We start from the raw sequence: 15,879 nt of genomic DNA on the forward strand, positions 1-15,879 counted from the left end.
AACAACTAATTAGACGCCCTGGCGGGCAATGGTCATGGCTTCGCGCAGCACGGAAAGATCTCCAATGTGGTTCGACAAGAGCAGCACCAACTTGGCATTTACCAGCGCGCTTTGCTCATCGGAAAAATCGCGATGGGTTTCGATCAGGGCTTCATAAAAGTCGTCGCCAGGTGTGTAGGCCTGGAAATAACGTTTGCCGGGCTCGGAAAGGTTAGGTTTCAGATAGAGTGACATGTCCGGCTCCTTTAATGAACATTGGAAGTAGATCGGGCCAGTGCGGCCTTGACTGAGTCCGCCTCAAAGGCGCGCCAGCGAGCGGCGACGTGCTGATCCGGGCGCATCAGGTAAGCCGTGCCCGGTTGCGCGTCGTAACGCTCTGCAAAACGGCCTTTCTCGTCCACCAAGACACGCAGACCTTGCGGGGCCACGCCCGCCTTTGGTGACACCAGCACGACTTCGACCGGAATCGGGGCATCCAGCAGCGATCGGAAAACATGGGCGGTGGCCGCATCGACTTGCGCGGGCTCATTGACGTAGACCAGGGCCATGAAGTGATTGCCGACGCGATCCAGCAGCCAGAAGTTCTTGCCATCTTCCAACATCGGTGCGTCATCCATCGCTGCGCCCGGCACCATGTCGCCAGCAAAGTCGGCCGTATCCGGCGTATTCAGACGCGACGCGGTCAGCACCGCCGGCACCGATAAACGACCCGAATTGACCAGTGCCCGGGCAAACGCATGGTCACGCGCCAAACTCAGAGCGGCATTGCGAATGGTCATCGACATCTTGCTTTTGGGCGTGATGAAGTCGGTTGAGCGGGTCGAGTTGAGCAGGTTCTCGTCGGCTGCAAAAACACGCTCTTCCGAGTAGGTGTCGAGCAGGCTGGGCGGCGCCTTGCCTTCGATCACCAGCTTGAGCTTCCAGCACAGGTTGTCGGTGTCCTGGATGCCGGAATTGGCCCCGCGTGCGCCAAACGGCGACACCTGGTGGGCAGCGTCACCGACAAACAGCACATGGCCGTGGGTGAAACTGTTCATGCGCCGGCACTGGAAGGTATAGACGCTTACCCATTCCAGATCGAACTCGCGGTCGTCGCCCAGCATGGCTTTGATGCGCGGAATGACGTTTTCCGGCTTCTTCTCCTCTTCCGGATCGGCTTGCCATCCGAGCTGGAAGTCAATGCGAAAAACGTTGTCGGCCTGACGGTGCAGCAACACGGACTGTCCCGGATGGAACGGCGGGTCAAACCAGAACCAGCGTTCAGTCGGGAAATCAGCCTTCATCACTACGTCAGCGATGAGGAACCGGTCCATGAATATCTTGCCGTCGATCTCTAGATTCATCATGCGACGGATGCCACTGCGTGCGCCATCGGCCACGATCAGCCAGTCGGTCTCCAAGCTGTAAATGCCATCGGGCGTTTCAACCTGCAAGGTGGCGCCCTGACCGTCCGGATTGACGGATACCACTTTGTTCTTGAAGCGCAAATCGAGATTGGGCAGCGCTTTGGCCCGATTGATTTCGTATTCCTCAAGGTAATACTGCTGCAAGTTGATCATGCCCGGGCGCTTGTGGTCGTCCTGGGGCCGCAGGTTGAAGTTGTAAACCTCTTCCTCCCGAAAGAACGTGCGCCCGACATTCCAGCTCACACCCTTGTCCACGCAAGGCGTGCCGACACCCAGTCGATCAAGAACTTCCAGCGTTCGCTTGGCATAACAGACACCACGGGAACCGACGGAAACCGTGTTGTCGTCATCGAGTACCACCACCTGAACTCCTGACTGGGCCAACTCAATCGCAGCAGCCAGGCCGACCGGACCAGCACCAACGATCACGACGGGGTAACGCTTTCTTTCATTCCCGCTTTGCTCCGGAGGGCGGACATATTCGTAATTCGAATATTTATAGGTACTCAACATGACAGTCTCCTTTTTTTGATTGATGGAACTTAAACAGCAGTCTGCAAGGCGTGCCACATTTCCTGGTCGCGCTCGGCCGTCCAGATGCGCGGGTGTTTGATGCCGCCGGCCTCGTCCACGGCACGGGTCACGTCAAACGGCAGGCAGTGTTCGTAGATGAAGACCTGGCCGAACTTCGGGTCCATGGCCTTGCGGCAATGGGCCATGGCCTGATTCAGGTTCATGCCCTGGGCAACCGCTTCCCGGGCGGAACTCAGCAGCGTCGTCACAAAATCACGGGTGTAAGCCAAGCCTGCCTGCACGTGCTCGGGGCCGATCAGTGCCGGACCCCGACCGGGAACCAGATGCTCCGGCTTCAGTGCAGCCAGCGCGTCAAGCGTGGCGGGCCACTCTTCCAATTGGGCGTCGCCCGTGTAGCAGGCGGCATCGGCTTCAACCAGGTCGCCGGAGAACAGCACTTTTTCAGAGGGTACCCAGACCACCGTATCGCCCTTGGTGTGACCGGCGCCGACGTGCATGATCTTGACTTCCAGCTTGCCCATCCACAGTGTCATTTCATCCTTGAACACCTGCGTTGGCCACGTCAGGCCAGGGATGGAGTCAAAGGCGTCAAACAAACGGGGGAAACGCTCGTATTCGGACTGCATGTCTTGCGCACCGCGCTCAACAATCATCTCGTAGGTGCCTTGGCTGGCGATGATTTCCTGCATGCCGGCCGCCTTGAAGCCCGAGGCGCCGAGCACGCGGACTGCGTGGTAGTGAGAAAGCACCACGTACTTGATGGGTTTGTCGCTCACCTTGCGAATTTCAGCGATCAAGCTCTGCGCCATGACCGGGGTGGCCAGCGCGTCGCAGATCAAGACAGCGTCGTCGCCGATGATCACGCCGGTATTCGGGTCACCTTCAGCGGTGTAGGCCCAGCAGTGCTCGGAGATCTGTGCAAAGGTGGTTGTCTTAACTTCGAGGTCGGCTTGGGACGCAAACTTTTTGCTCATGATTTTTCCTTGGTTACAAACTTACATACCCAGGTACGCGGCGCGCACCTGTTCATTGCTAATGAGTTCCTGGCCGGTGCCGGTCAGGGTGACGTTGCCGGTTTCCAGCACATAGCCGCGGTCGGCAATGGCCAGTGCGGCGAAGGCGTTTTGTTCGACCAGCAAAATGGTCATGCCCTGGGCCTTGAGTGTCTTGACCACGTTAAACACCTCCTCCACCAGCAGCGGTGCCAGACCCATGGAGGGCTCGTCGAGCAGCAGCATCTTGGGCCGCCCCATCAAGGCGCGGCCGATCGCCAGCATCTGCTGCTGGCCACCCGACAAGGTGCCTGCAGGCAACTTGCGCTTTTCCTTGAGGATCGGGAACATGGCAAACACCTTCTCCAGATCGCCTTCCACCTGGTGCTTGGGCTGCGTGTAGGCACCCAGGCGCAAGTTGTCGTCAATCGACAGCGGCCCGAACACCTGACGACCCTCCGGGCTCTGGCAGATACCCCGGCGCATGCGCATGTCCGAGCGCAGCCGGCTGATGTCTTCCCCGTCAAAATGAATGCTGCCCGCGCTCATCGGCTGTACGCCCGACAAGGTGCGCAGAAAGGTGGTCTTGCCGGCGCCATTGGCCCCCACCAGGGCAACGGTTTCGCCGCGCCGCACTTCCAGGCTAATGCCCTTCAGGGCCTTGATGCGGCCATAGCAACTCTCCATGCTACTTACGCGCAGCAGGACATCGGCCTTGACCGGCGCTGCACCCGACTGCAACTTGCCCTCTGTGTGCCCGCCCAGTCCGATCGACTCCGGGGCCAAACTGGCGATGCGGTGAAACAGTTCACGAAACTCCGCTTTCGCTTTGTCGCCAAACAGCGGGTCATCGTTATCGAAGAAGGCGCGGTCGATTTCCGCCCAGTCTTCTTGGGTCAACACCTCGCGGGCCAGCGGCATCGCAAACTTTTCTTCCTGGCGCATATGGCTTTTAAGCCCGGCCGTGTAAGCCCGCAAAGCGGCGACAAACTCAGGGGCATTCAGATCGCCCTGGGCGGCTTGCACTACACAGGCGCGCAGAGTCTTGAGTTGTTGCGGCCCGTTGCGATGCTCCTCCTGCAAGGGGTCCAGAATCGCGGCGGCCTCTGTGCTGCGCAGACGCAGCAGGCGAAACAGATGGTCATCTTCCTTGGGGTGGTGGTAACGATCGACAAACTGCTCAATGTAATCAAAGACCGAGTTGAAAAAGACCAGATCGACCGCTGCGCCGCTCTCGATTTCCTCGGCGACCTGGTCGATGGTGGTGGCCAGGCGCCACATATTGCTATGGTCTTCGCTGATGATGCGTAGTGCTTGCATGCTGTGCCCTTATTCTTGTTTTCAGGCGTGCGTGCCGAGGTAGGCGGCGATCACGTCGGGATTCTTTCGAACTTCATCGCCCGTGCCCTCAGTCAGTTTCTTGCCGTAGTCGAGCACCAGGATGCGGTCGGAGAGGTTCATAACCATCTTCATGTCGTGCTCCACCAACACCACGGTGACGCCAGAATCGGCCACCTTGCGCACCAGTTCATCGACTTCGATGGTTTCCTTCGGGTTCAGGCCCGCTGCGGGCTCATCCAGAAAGATGATGCGTGGCTTCAACGCCAACGCCCGGGCAATTTCCAGCCGTTTCAGTGCCCCGTAAGGCATGCTGTCAGCGCGAGCTTCGATGTATTTCTCCAGGCCCACAAAGCGCATCAGCTCCGCGGACTCTTCGCGCAGTTCAGCGTCACGCCGCTTGATGGATGGAAAACGCAGCGCCGCCTTGAGCGGATTGCGGTCCAGCCGCAGGTGGGCGCCCACCATCACGTTCTCCAGGGCGCTCATGTTCATGCAGATCTGCAGGTTCTGAAACGTGCGGGCAACGCCGCGCCTGGCCAATTCATTGGGTGGTTTGCCACCGATGGATTCACCGTCCAGCAAGATGGAGCCACTGGTGGGGGTATAAACCCCGGTGATCAGGTTGAACAGGGTGGTCTTGCCCGCGCCGTTGGGGCCGATGACGGCATAGACGATGCCAGGCTCGATGCTGAAACTGACGTTTTGCACCGCCTTGACACCACCGAACTGGATGGAGAGTTGCTTGACTTCAAGGAGTGCCATGCTCAGGCTCCCTTGCCAAATTTAGCTGCCAGCGTGGGCACCAGGCCGCGGGGCATGAAGATCATGCAAATCATCAGGATGGTGCCGAAAGCGACGGTTTCCCAGCCTTCAAAAGTAGCCAGCGCCTGCGGCAGTGCGGTCAGCAGCACGGCGCCGACCAGGGAGCCATAGACCGAGGCCATGCCGCCAATCACCACCATGGTGACCAGTTCAATGGAATGGAAGAAGTCGGCGAAGTTGGGCGTTACAAAGCCCACGTAATGCGCCGTGACGCTGCCCATCAGGCTGGCAAAGACCGCGGAGATGACAAAGATTGACACCTTGTAGCGCACCACATCGACCCCGGCAACCTGGGAAGCGACTTCCGAGCCATGCAAAGCCCGCAGGGCGCGGCCAAATGGCGAGTCGATCAGGTTGAGCGAGGCCCAGACACTGACCGAGAGCAGCAGGGCAACAACCCAATACCAGTGCTTGTCGCTGGACAACTCAAAGCCCAGCAAGCCCAACGCGGGTACTGGCATGCCGTCCGGGCCGCCGGTCAAGGCCGCCTCCGTGCGCAGCACAATGTTGATGATGATGCCCAAACCCAGGGTAGCCATGGCCAGATAGTGACCCTTCAATTTGAAGATCGGCCGGGCTACCAGCGCAGCCAGCAGGCCAGTGGCAACAGCACCGGCCCCCATGGCGAGCAGCGGATGCCAGCCGAAGTGGGTTGGCAGCACGGCAGAAGCGTAGGCCCCGATCCCCAGGAAGCCGGCGTGCCCCATGCTGATCTGGCCGGCAAAGCCGATCAGCAGGTTCAGGCCCAGGACAATCACGGCGTTGATGGCCATGCGAATCGCCAGATCGACGTAAAAACTGTTGGGCAGCACAAAGGGCAGCACCAGCAGAATGGCGATAACGATGTAGAGACCGACATAAGCGTTCTTTTTCATGCTTACACCCGGTCCGTTGATTTGCCGCCAAACAGGCCACGTGGCATGAAGAACAGCATGAACAGGATGAGTACGAAAGGAATCGCATCCTTGTAGGCTGACGAGATATAGCCCGCGCCCATCGCCTCCAGGATGCCCACCAGCAAGCCGCCGAGTACGGCACCCAGGCCATTGCCCAGACCACCGACGACGGCGGCAACGAAGCCTTTGAGGCCGAGCATGATGCCCACGTCATAAGAGGTCAGCGTTATCGGGGTGACCAGAATGCCACCCACGGCGCCCAGTGCTGCCGACATGGCAAAGCTCATGAAGAGCACCCAACTGGTGTTGATGCCAACCAACTCTGCCGCCAGGCGGTTAAACGACGTGGCTAGCATGGCCTTGCCGTGCAGGGTGCGGCTAAAAAAGTACCAGAGAGCCACCACGACCAGACCGGTGACGCCCAGCACCCAGAGGCTTTGTGGCATCAGGGTGGCACCGAGGATTTCAATCGGGACATCCCCAGAGAATGCTGGCAGGCTGTGCGTGCCTTTGCCCAGCCACACCTGAATCAGACCGCGAATGACCAGGGACGCGCCGATAGTGATGATGATCAGGGTCACCGTTTCGGCACCCTTGACCGGCTCGATGGCCAGCTTTTCCAGCACCACGCCGACGATGGCCGGCACCAGGATGGCCAGCACCAGTGCGATCGGCAGCGGCAACCCGGCCTGGGTGAAGAACACCGCCAGCATGCCGCCGAGCATGATGAATTCGCCCTGTGCAAAGTTGATGACGTTGCTGGCGTTGTAGATCAGCGTAAAGCCCAGCGCAGCCAGGGCATAGGTAGCGCCGACGGTCATGCCGGAGAACAGGAATTGCAGGAATTGGGCCAGCATTACGCATCCCCCATCGCCGAAGTGAGAAACCCTATCGGGGCCTGAAACCTGATCATTTGTCGTCTCCAGTTGCTTTTTTTTGAGCCAGAAAATTACCTTCTAACTCGCCATGTGTGCAATTCTGAAATAAGGAACTAGTTCTGTCAAGCGAAATAACAAAAAAATGCATTGCGGTGTTTACCGCTTGGGCGGACGAACGTCTACCCAGGATGGGTTCGTGTGGAGATCAGTCCCGGTAAGTTTTGTCGCAGCCAGAACTGGATGGGTGGCACCAGGCTCAAGACGGCGTCTACGCCATGTCTGCTATAAAATTAATAGCTTCTTACGCTTATTGCAAAAGGGCTAGAGGTCTAAAAACATGCAAATAGTTGCCACTACTGCTGGGTCGTTCTTTAAGCAATTGCCCACGGTGAGATACTTCCGCGCTGCCTGCCTCCAACTACTCCCGGGTATCGATCATGGAGTTTTTTATCCAGGCATTTTTTAAAACTCCGCGGTTTGTCATTGGCCCGTTCATGTCGCTTTGGGAGATGGCCAATCGACCAAATGGACTCATGCGTCCGCCGGCATTGCAGGCAGAAATCGATCAGCAATACGAAAACCTCGTGTTGTAGCAATACAAGACGTGTTCCTTCTGCATCAAGGTTCGGCAGGAAATGCGTCGCTTGTCGTTGGAAAACGCCCGCTTTGACGCGCAAAAAGACGGAAAGAGTCGCGAGGATTTGGTGGGTGGTGGCGGGCAGGCCAAGATGCCCTGTCTGAAAATACCGATCTGGTGGGTTGCAGCCAGTGGATTTGCAATCCTGACCAAATTGTCGCGTACCTGGGCGGGCGTTTTGCCAAGAGCTTAAGCAATTCGGCGCCTGCCCGGCAGAAGCGATTTATAAATCTATCCTATCCACGGCAGCACCCCCGGCATAGCCCAAACGCCGTGAAAGCGCCTGCGCTGAATGCTTTAGAGCGGTGACCACCGGCCCGTCCAGCGACATATCAATCATGCCCTTCACACCAATGGCCACTAACGAGAGGGTGATTTCACCCTTGGCATTGAAAACAGGCGCCGCCACCGCTGCTACCCCGGGAACCAGGTGATAGTCGGTCACGGCGGCCACCCCTTGCTGGCGTACGGTTACCAGTATCGCGTCGACCGCCGCAGCCGTATGGACTTCGGGCAGCAGTGCCGGGGTCATCAATTCGCGGGCGATCAGCGGCTCAATCGTGGCTTTGGGCAACCAGGCGGCAAATACGCGACCGCTAGCCGAAGTCAGTGTATTGAGCGCCGTGCCAGTGACCACGTTCACGGTGATCGGGCGGTTGGGCCGCTCGGAGCGCACGATCACCGGGCCGGTGTCGCTCCATACAGCGAGCGCCGTGGTCTCATTAATCACGTCGCGCAACTCGGCGATGGCCGAAAGGCCGAGTCCAACGCGGTCGAGCCGATCAACGGCGACGAGGCCGACCGTCAAGGCAAACGGTCCCAGACCGTAGCGCGAGGTCATTTTGTCCTGCTCAACGAGACCGGAGCGAACCAGACTAACCATATAACGATGCACCTTGGAGGCCGGCATGTCCGCTGCCGCCGCAATGTCCTTGAGCATCATCGAGCGCTGGCCCTGGGTGATGGCACGCAGGATGCTGATGCCGATTTCCAGCGACTGAACGCCGTGTTGACTCTCTGTGTCTTTGCTCATCCGTGCCTCATCTTTGCGCCACGCGGAGCGGCGACGCCATCGCTTAATCATAAAACAGAGCTAGCCAAGCGCAGTTTTATTATTTAGAATTAATTCCTCTATTCGAAACTTTATTAAAAGTAGGAGACAACCCCATGAAATACACCCTGAAAAACCTGGTCGCCGGTGCCGCTCTGGCCTTCGGCGCGTTTGGCGCATTCGCTGCCGAGCCGATCAAGATCGGTTCCGTTCTGTCCGTCACCGGCCCGGCCGCCTTCCTGGGTGACCCGGAGCTGAAGACGATGCAGATGTACATTGAAGAGCTCAACAAAAAGGGCGGTGTGCTCGGCCGCCAGTTGCAGCTGGTTCATTACGACGACGGCAGCGATGCCAACAAGGCTAATGGCTTTGCAAAGCGCCTGATTGATGATGACAAGGTGGATATTCTGATTGGCGGCACCACCACCGGCTCGACCATGTCGATGGTGCCCCTGGCCCAAAAGGCAAACATCCCGTTCATCTCCCTGGCTGGTGCCGTAATCATCATTGAACCGGTCAAAAGCTGGGTGTTCAAAATGGCGCACACCGACCGCATGGCTGCCGAAAAAGTGTTTGAGGATATGCAAAAGCGCGGCATCAGCAAGGTTGCCCTGCTTTCTGAAACCAGCGGTTTCGGCAACTCCGGCAAGAAGGAAACCGAAGGCGTTGCTGCCAAGTACGGCATCACCCTGGTGGCCAATGAAACTTATGGCCCGAAGGATACCGACGCGAGTCCGCAACTGACCAAGATCAAGAACACCGCGGGTGTGCAGGCCGTATTTGTCTTCGGTCTCGGCCAAGGCCCGGCCATCGTCACCAAGAACTACAAGCAACTTGGCATCAAGTTGCCGCTCTATCATTCACACGGTGTCGCCTCCGAAGAGTTCATCAAGCTCGCCGGGCCGTCCGCTGAAGGCGTTCGCTTTCCGGCTGCCGCCCTGCTGGTTGCCGACAAGCTGCCTGCCAACGACCCGCAGAAACCGGTCGTTACCGCCTACGCCAAAGCCTTCAAGGACAAGTGGAAAACCGATGTCTCGACTTTCGGTGGTCACGCCTACGATGGCTTGATGCTGATGGCCGACGCCATGACGCGCGCCAAATCCACCGACAAAGCCAAGGTTCGCGATGCGATCGAGGCAACCAAGGGTTACATAGGCACGGGTGGTAAGGTCAATATGTCGGCTACCGATCACATGGGTCTTGATCTCTCTTCTTTCCGCCTTCTGGAAGTCAAGAACGGTGACTGGACCCTCGTGCAGTAAACGTATTACGGCCTGGGTCGACCCGTCGATTTTTCTAATGCTGCTGTCGCCAAGCGACATACCCGGCGTGGACCCGATCGACTTCGTGATCTTCTCGCCGTCCTGGTTTCACCGCAACTTCGCCAGCTATTGAGCTTTCAGTTAAACGTCAGAACCAATCGCAGCCCCGTGCGTTAGGCCTTTACCAAACTTGTTGGAGGTGCACGATATGGTCAAAAAGAGACTGGAAGAGGCGACAAGGAGGCGCGTGCGCGCCGGGCGACTGCTGCAAAAGGGCCTAAAATCTGCCGAGGTCGCGCTCACTGTGGGCGTAGCGCGGCAAACCGTGTACACATGCAAAGCGGTGCTTGCTGAAGGCGGCATTGAGGCATTGCGCGCAGTTCCCCCGCCGGGGCGGCCCGCCAGACTGAATGAGCCCCCAGCTTGAGGATCTGCGCCACGCCCTGCTGAAAAAACCGAGCGAGTACGGCTTTGAAACAGAGCTGTGGACGCTTCATGCGCGTGGGCGTGCTGATCCACCGGCTGTACGGCGTCAAGTTTGGCCTGACCAATATTTGGTTGCTCCTGGGCGCCCTGGGCTTTAGTGCGCAAAAGCCCGAGGGGCGCGCCATCGATTCAGGCTTGCCGAAGGTGCATGCCTTTGATGCCCAAAGCGTGCTGGACTACTTCAATGGCGGCGACGAGCACGGCATTTTTCGGCCCGCAGCCGGCAGCACGCGCCTGCCCGGACGGGGGAAAATGCTGTGGCTGATTCCGGGCCACTGCGACCCGACGGTCAACCTGCACGACGTGATGATTGGGGTGAGCGGCGGGCTGCGCAACGGCGTCGTGCATTGCCTGTATCCGGTGGATGCGCGCGGCGCGATGAGCTGACAATTCAAGCGTTTCAGGCCTCTGGCGAAATAAGGACGGGCGTCGGCAGCTATTAAAAAAGTAGCATCTCATCGCGTTGCCGATGCAATGCGGGATTATTGAGCTTTCCACGATTCGTGACAGCCTCCACGTCATGCCGAGCGCAGCGCGGCAATCCATGGCTGCGTTTTATCGACGCTGGATCGCCACGGCCTGCGGACGCACCATGACGCGGCTGCGGTCACTCCTCAAACAACGTTTCGCCATTGCTGCGCGGCGGCGCCACGCCCAGGTGCCGGTACGCCGCCAGCGTGGCAATGCGCCCGCGCGGCGTGCGCTGGATGAAGCCCTGCTGGATCAGGTAGGGCTCGATCATGTCCTCAATCGTTCCGGACTCCTCGCCAATGCTCGCGGCGATGTTGTCCAGCCCGACCGGGCCGCCGTCGAAGCGATGAATCAGGGCCTCCAGAAACTTGCGGTCCATCACATCAAAACCCAGCGGATCAACGTCCAGCATGGCCAGCGCCCGGTTGGCGATGTCCAGCGTGATGGTGCCGTTGCCCTTGACATCGGCATAGTCGCGCACCCGGCGCAGCAGCCGGTTGGCGATGCGCGGCGTTCCGCGCGAACGGCGCGCAATCTCGAAGCCGCCTTCCGCGTCCATCGGTGCATTGAGCAGGCCGGCGCTGCGCTTGACGATGCGCGCCAGTTCCTCGGGCGTGTAGAACTCCAGCCGGGCGACGATGCCGAAGCGGTCGCGCAGCGGATTGGTCAGCATGCCGGCGCGCGTCGTGGCGCCGACCAGCGTGAATGGCTGCAAATCGAGCTTGATGGAGCGCGCCGCCGGGCCTTCGCCGATCATGATGTCGATTTGATAATCTTCCAGCGCCGGATACAGGATTTCCTCGACCACCGGGCTCAGGCGGTGGATCTCATCGATGAACAGGACATCGTTCTTTTCCAGGTTGGTCAGCAGCGCCGCCAGATCCTTCGGCTTTTCCAGCACCGGCCCCGAGGTCGAGCGCATGTTCACGCCGAGTTCGTGCGCGATGATGTGCGACAGCGTGGTCTTGCCCAGGCCGGGCGGGCCGAACAGCAGCACATGGTCGAGCGCTTCCTTGCGCTTGTTGGCCGCGCCGATGAAGATTTCAAGCTGCTCGCGCGCCTTGGTCTGGCCCACGTAGTCGTCGAACAGCTTGGGCCGCAGCGCGCGCTCGATGGCCTCCTCCTTGGGCGAGGCAGGCGCGGCCGACAGCATGCGCCGGGCCGGCGGCAGGTCGGATAGGTCGAAGTCGTCGGTCTGGATGCTCATGGTGATCGGGTCCAGTTGCGGTTTACGGTTTATTTCCCCAGCGCCTTCAGCGCCAGCTTGATGCCTTCACTCACGCCCACGTCCGGCGGCAGCGCCTTGAGCGCCAGCGCGGCGTCGCGGTCGCTGTAGCCCAGCGCGACCAGCGCCTGCAGGATGTCGAGCTGCGCTTCGCTGCTCACGCTGACATGCGCGCCGATGTCGGCGCCGAGCTTGCCCTTGAGTTCGAGCAGCAGACGCTCGGCGGTCTTCTTGCCGATGCCGGGCACCTTGACGATGCGGCCCGTCTCCTGCAGCGTGATGGCCTGCGCCAGGTCGGCAACGCTCATGCCGCTGAGCACGCTCAGCGCCATGCGCGGGCCGACGCCGGTGATCTTGATGAGCTGGCGAAACGCGCCGCGCTCGGCGGTGCTGCCAAAGCCGTAGAGCAGCTGCGCGTCCTCGCGGACGATGAAATGCGTGAACAGGCTGATTTTTTCGCCCAGCCCCGGCAGGTTGTAAAAAGTGCTCATCGGCACCAGCACTTCATAGCCGACGCCATGGCAGTCCACCAGGATTTCGGGCGGATTTTTTTCGGCCAGCTGGCCAGTGAGTCTTCCTATCATGGCCAAATCTTAGCAGCCGGGTGGCCGCCCCGATTTAGGCAGACAATCGCCTTCCCGCTCCTTGTTTTGCCCCACTTCAGGAAAACCCACGCCTTGATTCTTCGCCACACCTTCACGCCGCCCAACAACACCCGCATGGCCAACTTGTGCGGCCCGATGGACATCCACATCCGCACCATCGAGGCCGGGCTGCAGGTGACGATTGCGCACCGCTTCGAGCAGTTCAAGATCGACGGCCCCAAGCTGCGCGCCCAGCAGGCGCTGGAAGTGCTGCAGGCGCTGTACGAAATCGCCCAGCGGCCCATCGAGCCGGAAACCGTGCAGCTGATGCTGGCCGGCGACACCGCCCTGAGCACCGCCGAAGGCCCGATGGCGCTGTCCACCCGCCGCGCCGACCTGCGCGCACGCACCATCAACCAGGGCACTTACTTAGAGAACATTGCCACGCACGACATCACCTTCGGCATTGGCCCGGCCGGCACCGGCAAGACCTACCTGGCGGTGGCCTGCGCGGTCGATGCGCTGGAGCGCAGCACGGTGCAGCGGATTGTCTTGACGCGCCCGGCGGTCGAGGCCGGCGAGCGCCTGGGCTTCTTGCCGGGCGACCTGAGCCAGAAGGTCGATCCCTACCTGCGGCCGCTGTACGACGCGCTGCATGAGCTGATGGGCTTCGAGCGGGTGCAAAAAGCCTTCGAGCGCCAGCAGATCGAGATTGCGCCGCTTGCCTTCATGCGCGGCCGCACGCTGAACCATGCCTTCGTGATCCTGGACGAGGCGCAAAACACCACGCCCGAGCAGATGAAGATGTTCCTGACGCGCATCGGCTTTGGCAGCAAGGCGGTGGTGACAGGCGACGTGAGCCAGGTCGATCTGCCGCGCACCCAGCTCAGCGGTCTGGTCGATGCCGAACGCGTGCTCAAGCGCGTCCAGGGCATCGCCATTACCCGGCTGACCAGCGCCGACGTGGTGCGCCATCCGCTGGTGGCGCGCATCGTCGATGCGTATGACAAGACACCCAGCGTCCGCTTGGATGCCGTGGAAGCCGTGGATTCCGATAGCGCTATTGATTTGGTAGCTGCTCCCGCCCGCAGGACAAGCGCAAGGAGCCGAAATGGCTCTTAATCAGCTGAGTTTGTCGCTGCAGTTCGGAAAATTCCCCGAAGCGGCCCTGCACCGCGCCGCCTTGAGCCGCCACAGCGTGGCCCGCTGGATACGCCATGCGCTGCAAAGCGATGCCGAAATCACCGTTCGCATCGTCGGTGCCGAGGAGGGCCAGACGCTGAACCGCGATTACCGGGGCAAGGACTACGCGACCAACGTGCTGACCTTCGACTACACCCAGGAGCCGGTGGTCACGGCCGACCTGGTGCTGTGCGCGCCGGTGGTCGAGCGCGAGGCGCGCGAGCAGGGCAAAACGCTGCAGGCGCATTACGCGCATTTGCTGGTGCATGGTGCGCTGCACGCCCAGGGCTACGACCACGAAACCGGCGAGGAAGACGCGCAGGAAATGGAAGCGCTGGAAATCGATATTCTGGGTGGGCTGGGCTACGCCAACCCCTACTGAGGAATGCTCGCGGGTCATACATTTCCAGCGCGCTGGGGCGCCGAGCTGCTGGCCGGCATTTCGGTGGCCGGCGTGCTGCTGCCCGAGGCCGTGGCCTACGCCGCCATCGCCGGCGTGGCGCCGATGCATGCGCTGCTGGCCGCGCTGGTCGGGCTGTGCCTCTACCCGATTTTTGGCACCAGCCGCTTTGCCGTGGTCAGTCCCACGTCGTCAGCGGCGGCGGTGTTTGCCTCGGCGGTGGCGATGGGCGGGCCGGCCATGGGTTACACGCTGGTCGGCCTGACCGGCGGGCTGTTTTTGCTGGCGGCGGCCTTGCGCGCCGGCTTTCTGGGCGCGTTCATCTCGCGCCCGGTGCTGCGCGGCTTTGCCTGGGCGCTGGGGCTGGGCATCATGCTCAGGCAACTGCCGCACATCGCCGGCGTGCCGGTCCACAGCCTGCAGACCGGCCCGCTGGCGTGGGAGCTGCTGATGCAGTCGGCGCAGTGGCACCGGCCCAGCGTGTGGCTGGGCTCCGCATCGCTGGCGCTGTGGCTGGCGCTCTCACATGGGCTGCGGCGCTGGCTGTTTGTTCCGACTTCCTTGCTGGTGCTGAGCCTGGGCGTGGCGCTGTCGGCCGGGCTCGGGCTGGGCGCGCAGGGCGTGGCGCTGGTGGGCGACATTGCCTGGCAGTCGCCCGCCTGGGGCCTGCCGGGCCTGCACAGCGAGCACTGGCTGCAGACGATGGAGCTGGCGCCGGCGCTGCTGCTGATCCTGTTCGCCGAATCATGGGGCTCGGTGCGCTCGCTGGCGCTGCAAGGCGGCGACCGGGTCGATGCCAACCGCGAACTGCGGGCACTGGGTGCGGCCAACCTCACGTGCGGACTGGTGCAGGGCCTGCCGGTGGGCGCGGGATTCTCCGCGGCCGCCGCCAACTACGCCGCGGGCGGACGCAGCAAATGGGCCGGCGTGGCCGCCGCGCTGGCGCTGGCCCTGCTGCTGTGGCTGGCCCGGCCCTGGCTGGCGCTGCTGCCCTTGCCGGTGCTGGCCGCCGTGGTGATCGGCATTCTCTCGCACAATATCTGGCCGCGCGCCGTCCTCACGTCGCTGCACCTGGGCGGCGATGCCTGGCTGGCGCTGGTGGCCGCGGCAAGCGTCTTTATATTTGGCGTGCTGCCCGGCATGCTGCTGGCGGTGGCGCTGTCGCTGCTGCTGGCGATCCGGCGTTTCGCGCAGCCACTGGTCGCCGAGCTGGGCCTGTTGCCGGGCACGCGTGACTACCTGGACCGCACCTTGCACCCCGATGCCGCCACGCAGGCCGGCACGCTCATCATGCGGCCCGAGGAACCGCTGTTTTTTGCCAACGCCGAGCAGGTGTTCCAGTACGTGCTTCGCCGCGCCGACGCTGCGCAGGCGCGGGTCGTGGTGCTCAGCCTGGAAGTCTGCGACGACCTGGACAGCACCGCCGTGGAAGCGCTGGCCGAATTTGCCGCGAGCCTGGCGCACCAGGGAAAAGCCCTGCTGCTGGCCCGTGTCAAGGACCGACCGCGCAACGCGCTGGCGCGCATGGGCCTGGCTGATGCAATGGCAGGTGGATGGCCCCTGTTCTGGAGCGTGGACGACGCGGCACGGGCGGCTGCCGGCATGATGCCAGCCCAAACGCCATCGTCACCGGCGGCGTGACCCAGGCCGATTGCCGAGCGTATCCTCAAACGGCCCAGGAAGCGCGCTGACCATCAGGATGCAGGCGAGTC

General features: G+C 61.2%; 15 protein-coding genes and 3 pseudogenes. 7 read left to right on the forward strand and 11 right to left on the reverse strand.

Features of this window, described 5'->3' with window-relative positions:
- Positions 1 to 9: 9 nt before the first annotated feature.
- The 9 genes and pseudogenes from ABLV49_RS18160 to ABLV49_RS18200 all read right to left on the reverse strand — a co-directional run bounded on the left by ABLV49_RS18160 (position 10) and on the right by ABLV49_RS18200 (position 8,539).
- Positions 10 to 234: a DUF2783 domain-containing protein gene (locus tag ABLV49_RS18160; RefSeq protein ID WP_349278645.1), complete on the reverse strand. Its 225-nt coding sequence runs from the start codon at positions 232 to 234 to the stop codon at positions 10 to 12.
- An 11-nt stretch (positions 235 to 245) separates the two neighbouring features.
- The gene (locus ABLV49_RS18165) at positions 246 to 1,919 is read right to left on the reverse strand and encodes an FAD-dependent oxidoreductase (RefSeq protein WP_349278647.1); all 1,674 of its coding nucleotides are present in this window, start codon (positions 1,917 to 1,919) and stop codon (positions 246 to 248) included.
- A 29-nt stretch (positions 1,920 to 1,948) separates the two neighbouring features.
- Complete coding sequence (locus ABLV49_RS18170) at positions 1,949 to 2,914, reverse strand: MBL fold metallo-hydrolase (RefSeq protein WP_349278649.1); 966 nt, start codon at positions 2,912 to 2,914, stop codon at positions 1,949 to 1,951.
- A gap of 21 nt (positions 2,915 to 2,935) precedes the next feature.
- On the reverse strand, positions 2,936 to 3,637 hold the full coding sequence (locus ABLV49_RS18175; protein ID WP_349281778.1) for an ABC transporter ATP-binding protein: 702 nt from the start codon (positions 3,635 to 3,637) through the stop codon (positions 2,936 to 2,938).
- A 267-nt stretch (positions 3,638 to 3,904) separates the two neighbouring features.
- Positions 3,905 to 4,252: pseudogene (locus tag ABLV49_RS18180) on the reverse strand (hemerythrin domain-containing protein); the annotation flags it as partial.
- A gap of 21 nt (positions 4,253 to 4,273) precedes the next feature.
- On the reverse strand, positions 4,274 to 5,035 hold the full coding sequence (locus ABLV49_RS18185; RefSeq protein WP_349278650.1) for an ABC transporter ATP-binding protein: 762 nt from the start codon (positions 5,033 to 5,035) through the stop codon (positions 4,274 to 4,276).
- A gap of 2 nt (positions 5,036 to 5,037) precedes the next feature.
- Positions 5,038 to 5,970: a branched-chain amino acid ABC transporter permease gene (locus ABLV49_RS18190; protein WP_349278652.1), complete on the reverse strand. Its 933-nt coding sequence runs from the start codon at positions 5,968 to 5,970 to the stop codon at positions 5,038 to 5,040.
- A 2-nt stretch (positions 5,971 to 5,972) separates the two neighbouring features.
- Entirely contained in the window at positions 5,973 to 6,845 is an 873-nt protein-coding gene (locus tag ABLV49_RS18195) for a branched-chain amino acid ABC transporter permease (protein WP_349281779.1), read from the reverse strand.
- 884 nt (positions 6,846 to 7,729) lie between these two features.
- Positions 7,730 to 8,539: an IclR family transcriptional regulator gene (locus tag ABLV49_RS18200; protein ID WP_349278654.1), complete on the reverse strand. Its 810-nt coding sequence runs from the start codon at positions 8,537 to 8,539 to the stop codon at positions 7,730 to 7,732.
- A gap of 134 nt (positions 8,540 to 8,673) precedes the next feature.
- Here ABLV49_RS18200 and ABLV49_RS18205 point away from each other — a divergent pair, with 134 nt between their 5' ends.
- The 4 genes and pseudogenes from ABLV49_RS18205 (at position 8,674) to ABLV49_RS18220 (ending at position 10,692) form a co-directional block, all read left to right on the forward strand.
- Positions 8,674 to 9,819 (forward strand): ABC transporter substrate-binding protein, encoded by a 1,146-nt coding sequence (locus ABLV49_RS18205; RefSeq protein WP_349278655.1) that lies wholly within the window; start codon positions 8,674 to 8,676, stop codon positions 9,817 to 9,819.
- Positions 9,820 to 9,838: 19 nt separating this feature from the next.
- A pseudogene (locus tag ABLV49_RS18210) lies at positions 9,839 to 9,946 on the forward strand (homogentisate 1,2-dioxygenase domain-containing protein); the annotation flags it as partial.
- Positions 9,947 to 10,027: 81 nt separating this feature from the next.
- Positions 10,028 to 10,434 (forward strand): annotated as a pseudogene (locus ABLV49_RS18215) (winged helix-turn-helix domain-containing protein); the annotation flags it as partial.
- Positions 10,429 to 10,692 carry a hypothetical protein gene (locus tag ABLV49_RS18220; protein ID WP_349281781.1) on the forward strand — a complete coding sequence of 88 codons (264 nt, stop codon included), beginning with the start codon at positions 10,429 to 10,431 and terminating at the stop codon, positions 10,690 to 10,692. The pseudogene ABLV49_RS18215 and the gene ABLV49_RS18220, both read left to right, overlap by 6 nt.
- A 220-nt stretch (positions 10,693 to 10,912) precedes the next feature.
- On the opposite strand, the gene ruvB is transcribed toward ABLV49_RS18220, so the two are convergent.
- Positions 10,913 to 11,983 (reverse strand): Holliday junction branch migration DNA helicase RuvB, encoded by a 1,071-nt coding sequence (ruvB, locus tag ABLV49_RS18225; RefSeq protein ID WP_349278657.1) that lies wholly within the window; start codon positions 11,981 to 11,983, stop codon positions 10,913 to 10,915.
- A 29-nt stretch (positions 11,984 to 12,012) separates the two neighbouring features.
- On the reverse strand, positions 12,013 to 12,585 hold the full coding sequence (gene ruvA / locus ABLV49_RS18230; protein WP_349278659.1) for a Holliday junction branch migration protein RuvA: 573 nt from the start codon (positions 12,583 to 12,585) through the stop codon (positions 12,013 to 12,015).
- A gap of 93 nt (positions 12,586 to 12,678) precedes the next feature.
- Between ruvA and ABLV49_RS18235 the strand changes: the two genes are divergently transcribed.
- The 3 genes from ABLV49_RS18235 to ABLV49_RS18245 are packed head-to-tail and all read left to right on the forward strand — an operon-like array spanning position 12,679 to position 15,808.
- On the forward strand, positions 12,679 to 13,707 hold the full coding sequence (locus ABLV49_RS18235) for a PhoH family protein (protein WP_349278661.1): 1,029 nt from the start codon (positions 12,679 to 12,681) through the stop codon (positions 13,705 to 13,707).
- Complete coding sequence (gene ybeY, locus ABLV49_RS18240; protein ID WP_349278663.1) at positions 13,697 to 14,149, forward strand: rRNA maturation RNase YbeY; 453 nt, start codon at positions 13,697 to 13,699, stop codon at positions 14,147 to 14,149. Before ABLV49_RS18235 ends, ybeY begins: the two co-directional genes overlap by 11 nt.
- 3 nt (positions 14,150 to 14,152) lie before the next feature.
- The gene (locus ABLV49_RS18245) at positions 14,153 to 15,808 is read left to right on the forward strand and encodes a SulP family inorganic anion transporter (RefSeq protein WP_349278665.1); all 1,656 of its coding nucleotides are present in this window, start codon (positions 14,153 to 14,155) and stop codon (positions 15,806 to 15,808) included.
- Positions 15,809 to 15,879: the final 71 nt, after the last annotated feature.

The organism is Polaromonas hydrogenivorans (assembly GCF_040105105.1).
Taxonomy (GTDB): Bacteria; Pseudomonadota; Gammaproteobacteria; order Burkholderiales; family Burkholderiaceae_C; genus Polaromonas; species Polaromonas hydrogenivorans.

Excerpts from the sequence above, each read along its gene's own strand:
- ABLV49_RS18190 (WP_349278652.1), bottom strand. The coding sequence starts at position 5,970 with ATGAAAAAGAACGCTTATGTCGGTCTCTACATCGTTATCGCCATTCTG.
- ABLV49_RS18200 (WP_349278654.1), bottom strand. The coding sequence starts at position 8,539 with ATGAGCAAAGACACAGAGAGTCAACACGGCGTTCAGTCGCTGGAAATC.
- ABLV49_RS18245 (WP_349278665.1), top strand. The coding sequence starts at position 14,153 with ATGCTCGCGGGTCATACATTTCCAGCGCGCTGGGGCGCCGAGCTGCTG.
- ruvA (WP_349278659.1), bottom strand. The coding sequence starts at position 12,585 with ATGATAGGAAGACTCACTGGCCAGCTGGCCGAAAAAAATCCGCCCGAA.
- ABLV49_RS18170 (WP_349278649.1), bottom strand. The coding sequence starts at position 2,914 with ATGAGCAAAAAGTTTGCGTCCCAAGCCGACCTCGAAGTTAAGACAACC.
- ABLV49_RS18165 (WP_349278647.1), bottom strand. The coding sequence starts at position 1,919 with ATGTTGAGTACCTATAAATATTCGAATTACGAATATGTCCGCCCTCCG.
- ABLV49_RS18160 (WP_349278645.1), bottom strand. The coding sequence starts at position 234 with ATGTCACTCTATCTGAAACCTAACCTTTCCGAGCCCGGCAAACGTTAT.
- ABLV49_RS18205 (WP_349278655.1), top strand. The coding sequence starts at position 8,674 with ATGAAATACACCCTGAAAAACCTGGTCGCCGGTGCCGCTCTGGCCTTC.
- ruvB (WP_349278657.1), bottom strand. The coding sequence starts at position 11,983 with ATGAGCATCCAGACCGACGACTTCGACCTATCCGACCTGCCGCCGGCC.
- ybeY (WP_349278663.1), top strand. The coding sequence starts at position 13,697 with ATGGCTCTTAATCAGCTGAGTTTGTCGCTGCAGTTCGGAAAATTCCCC.
- ABLV49_RS18185 (WP_349278650.1), bottom strand. The coding sequence starts at position 5,035 with ATGGCACTCCTTGAAGTCAAGCAACTCTCCATCCAGTTCGGTGGTGTC.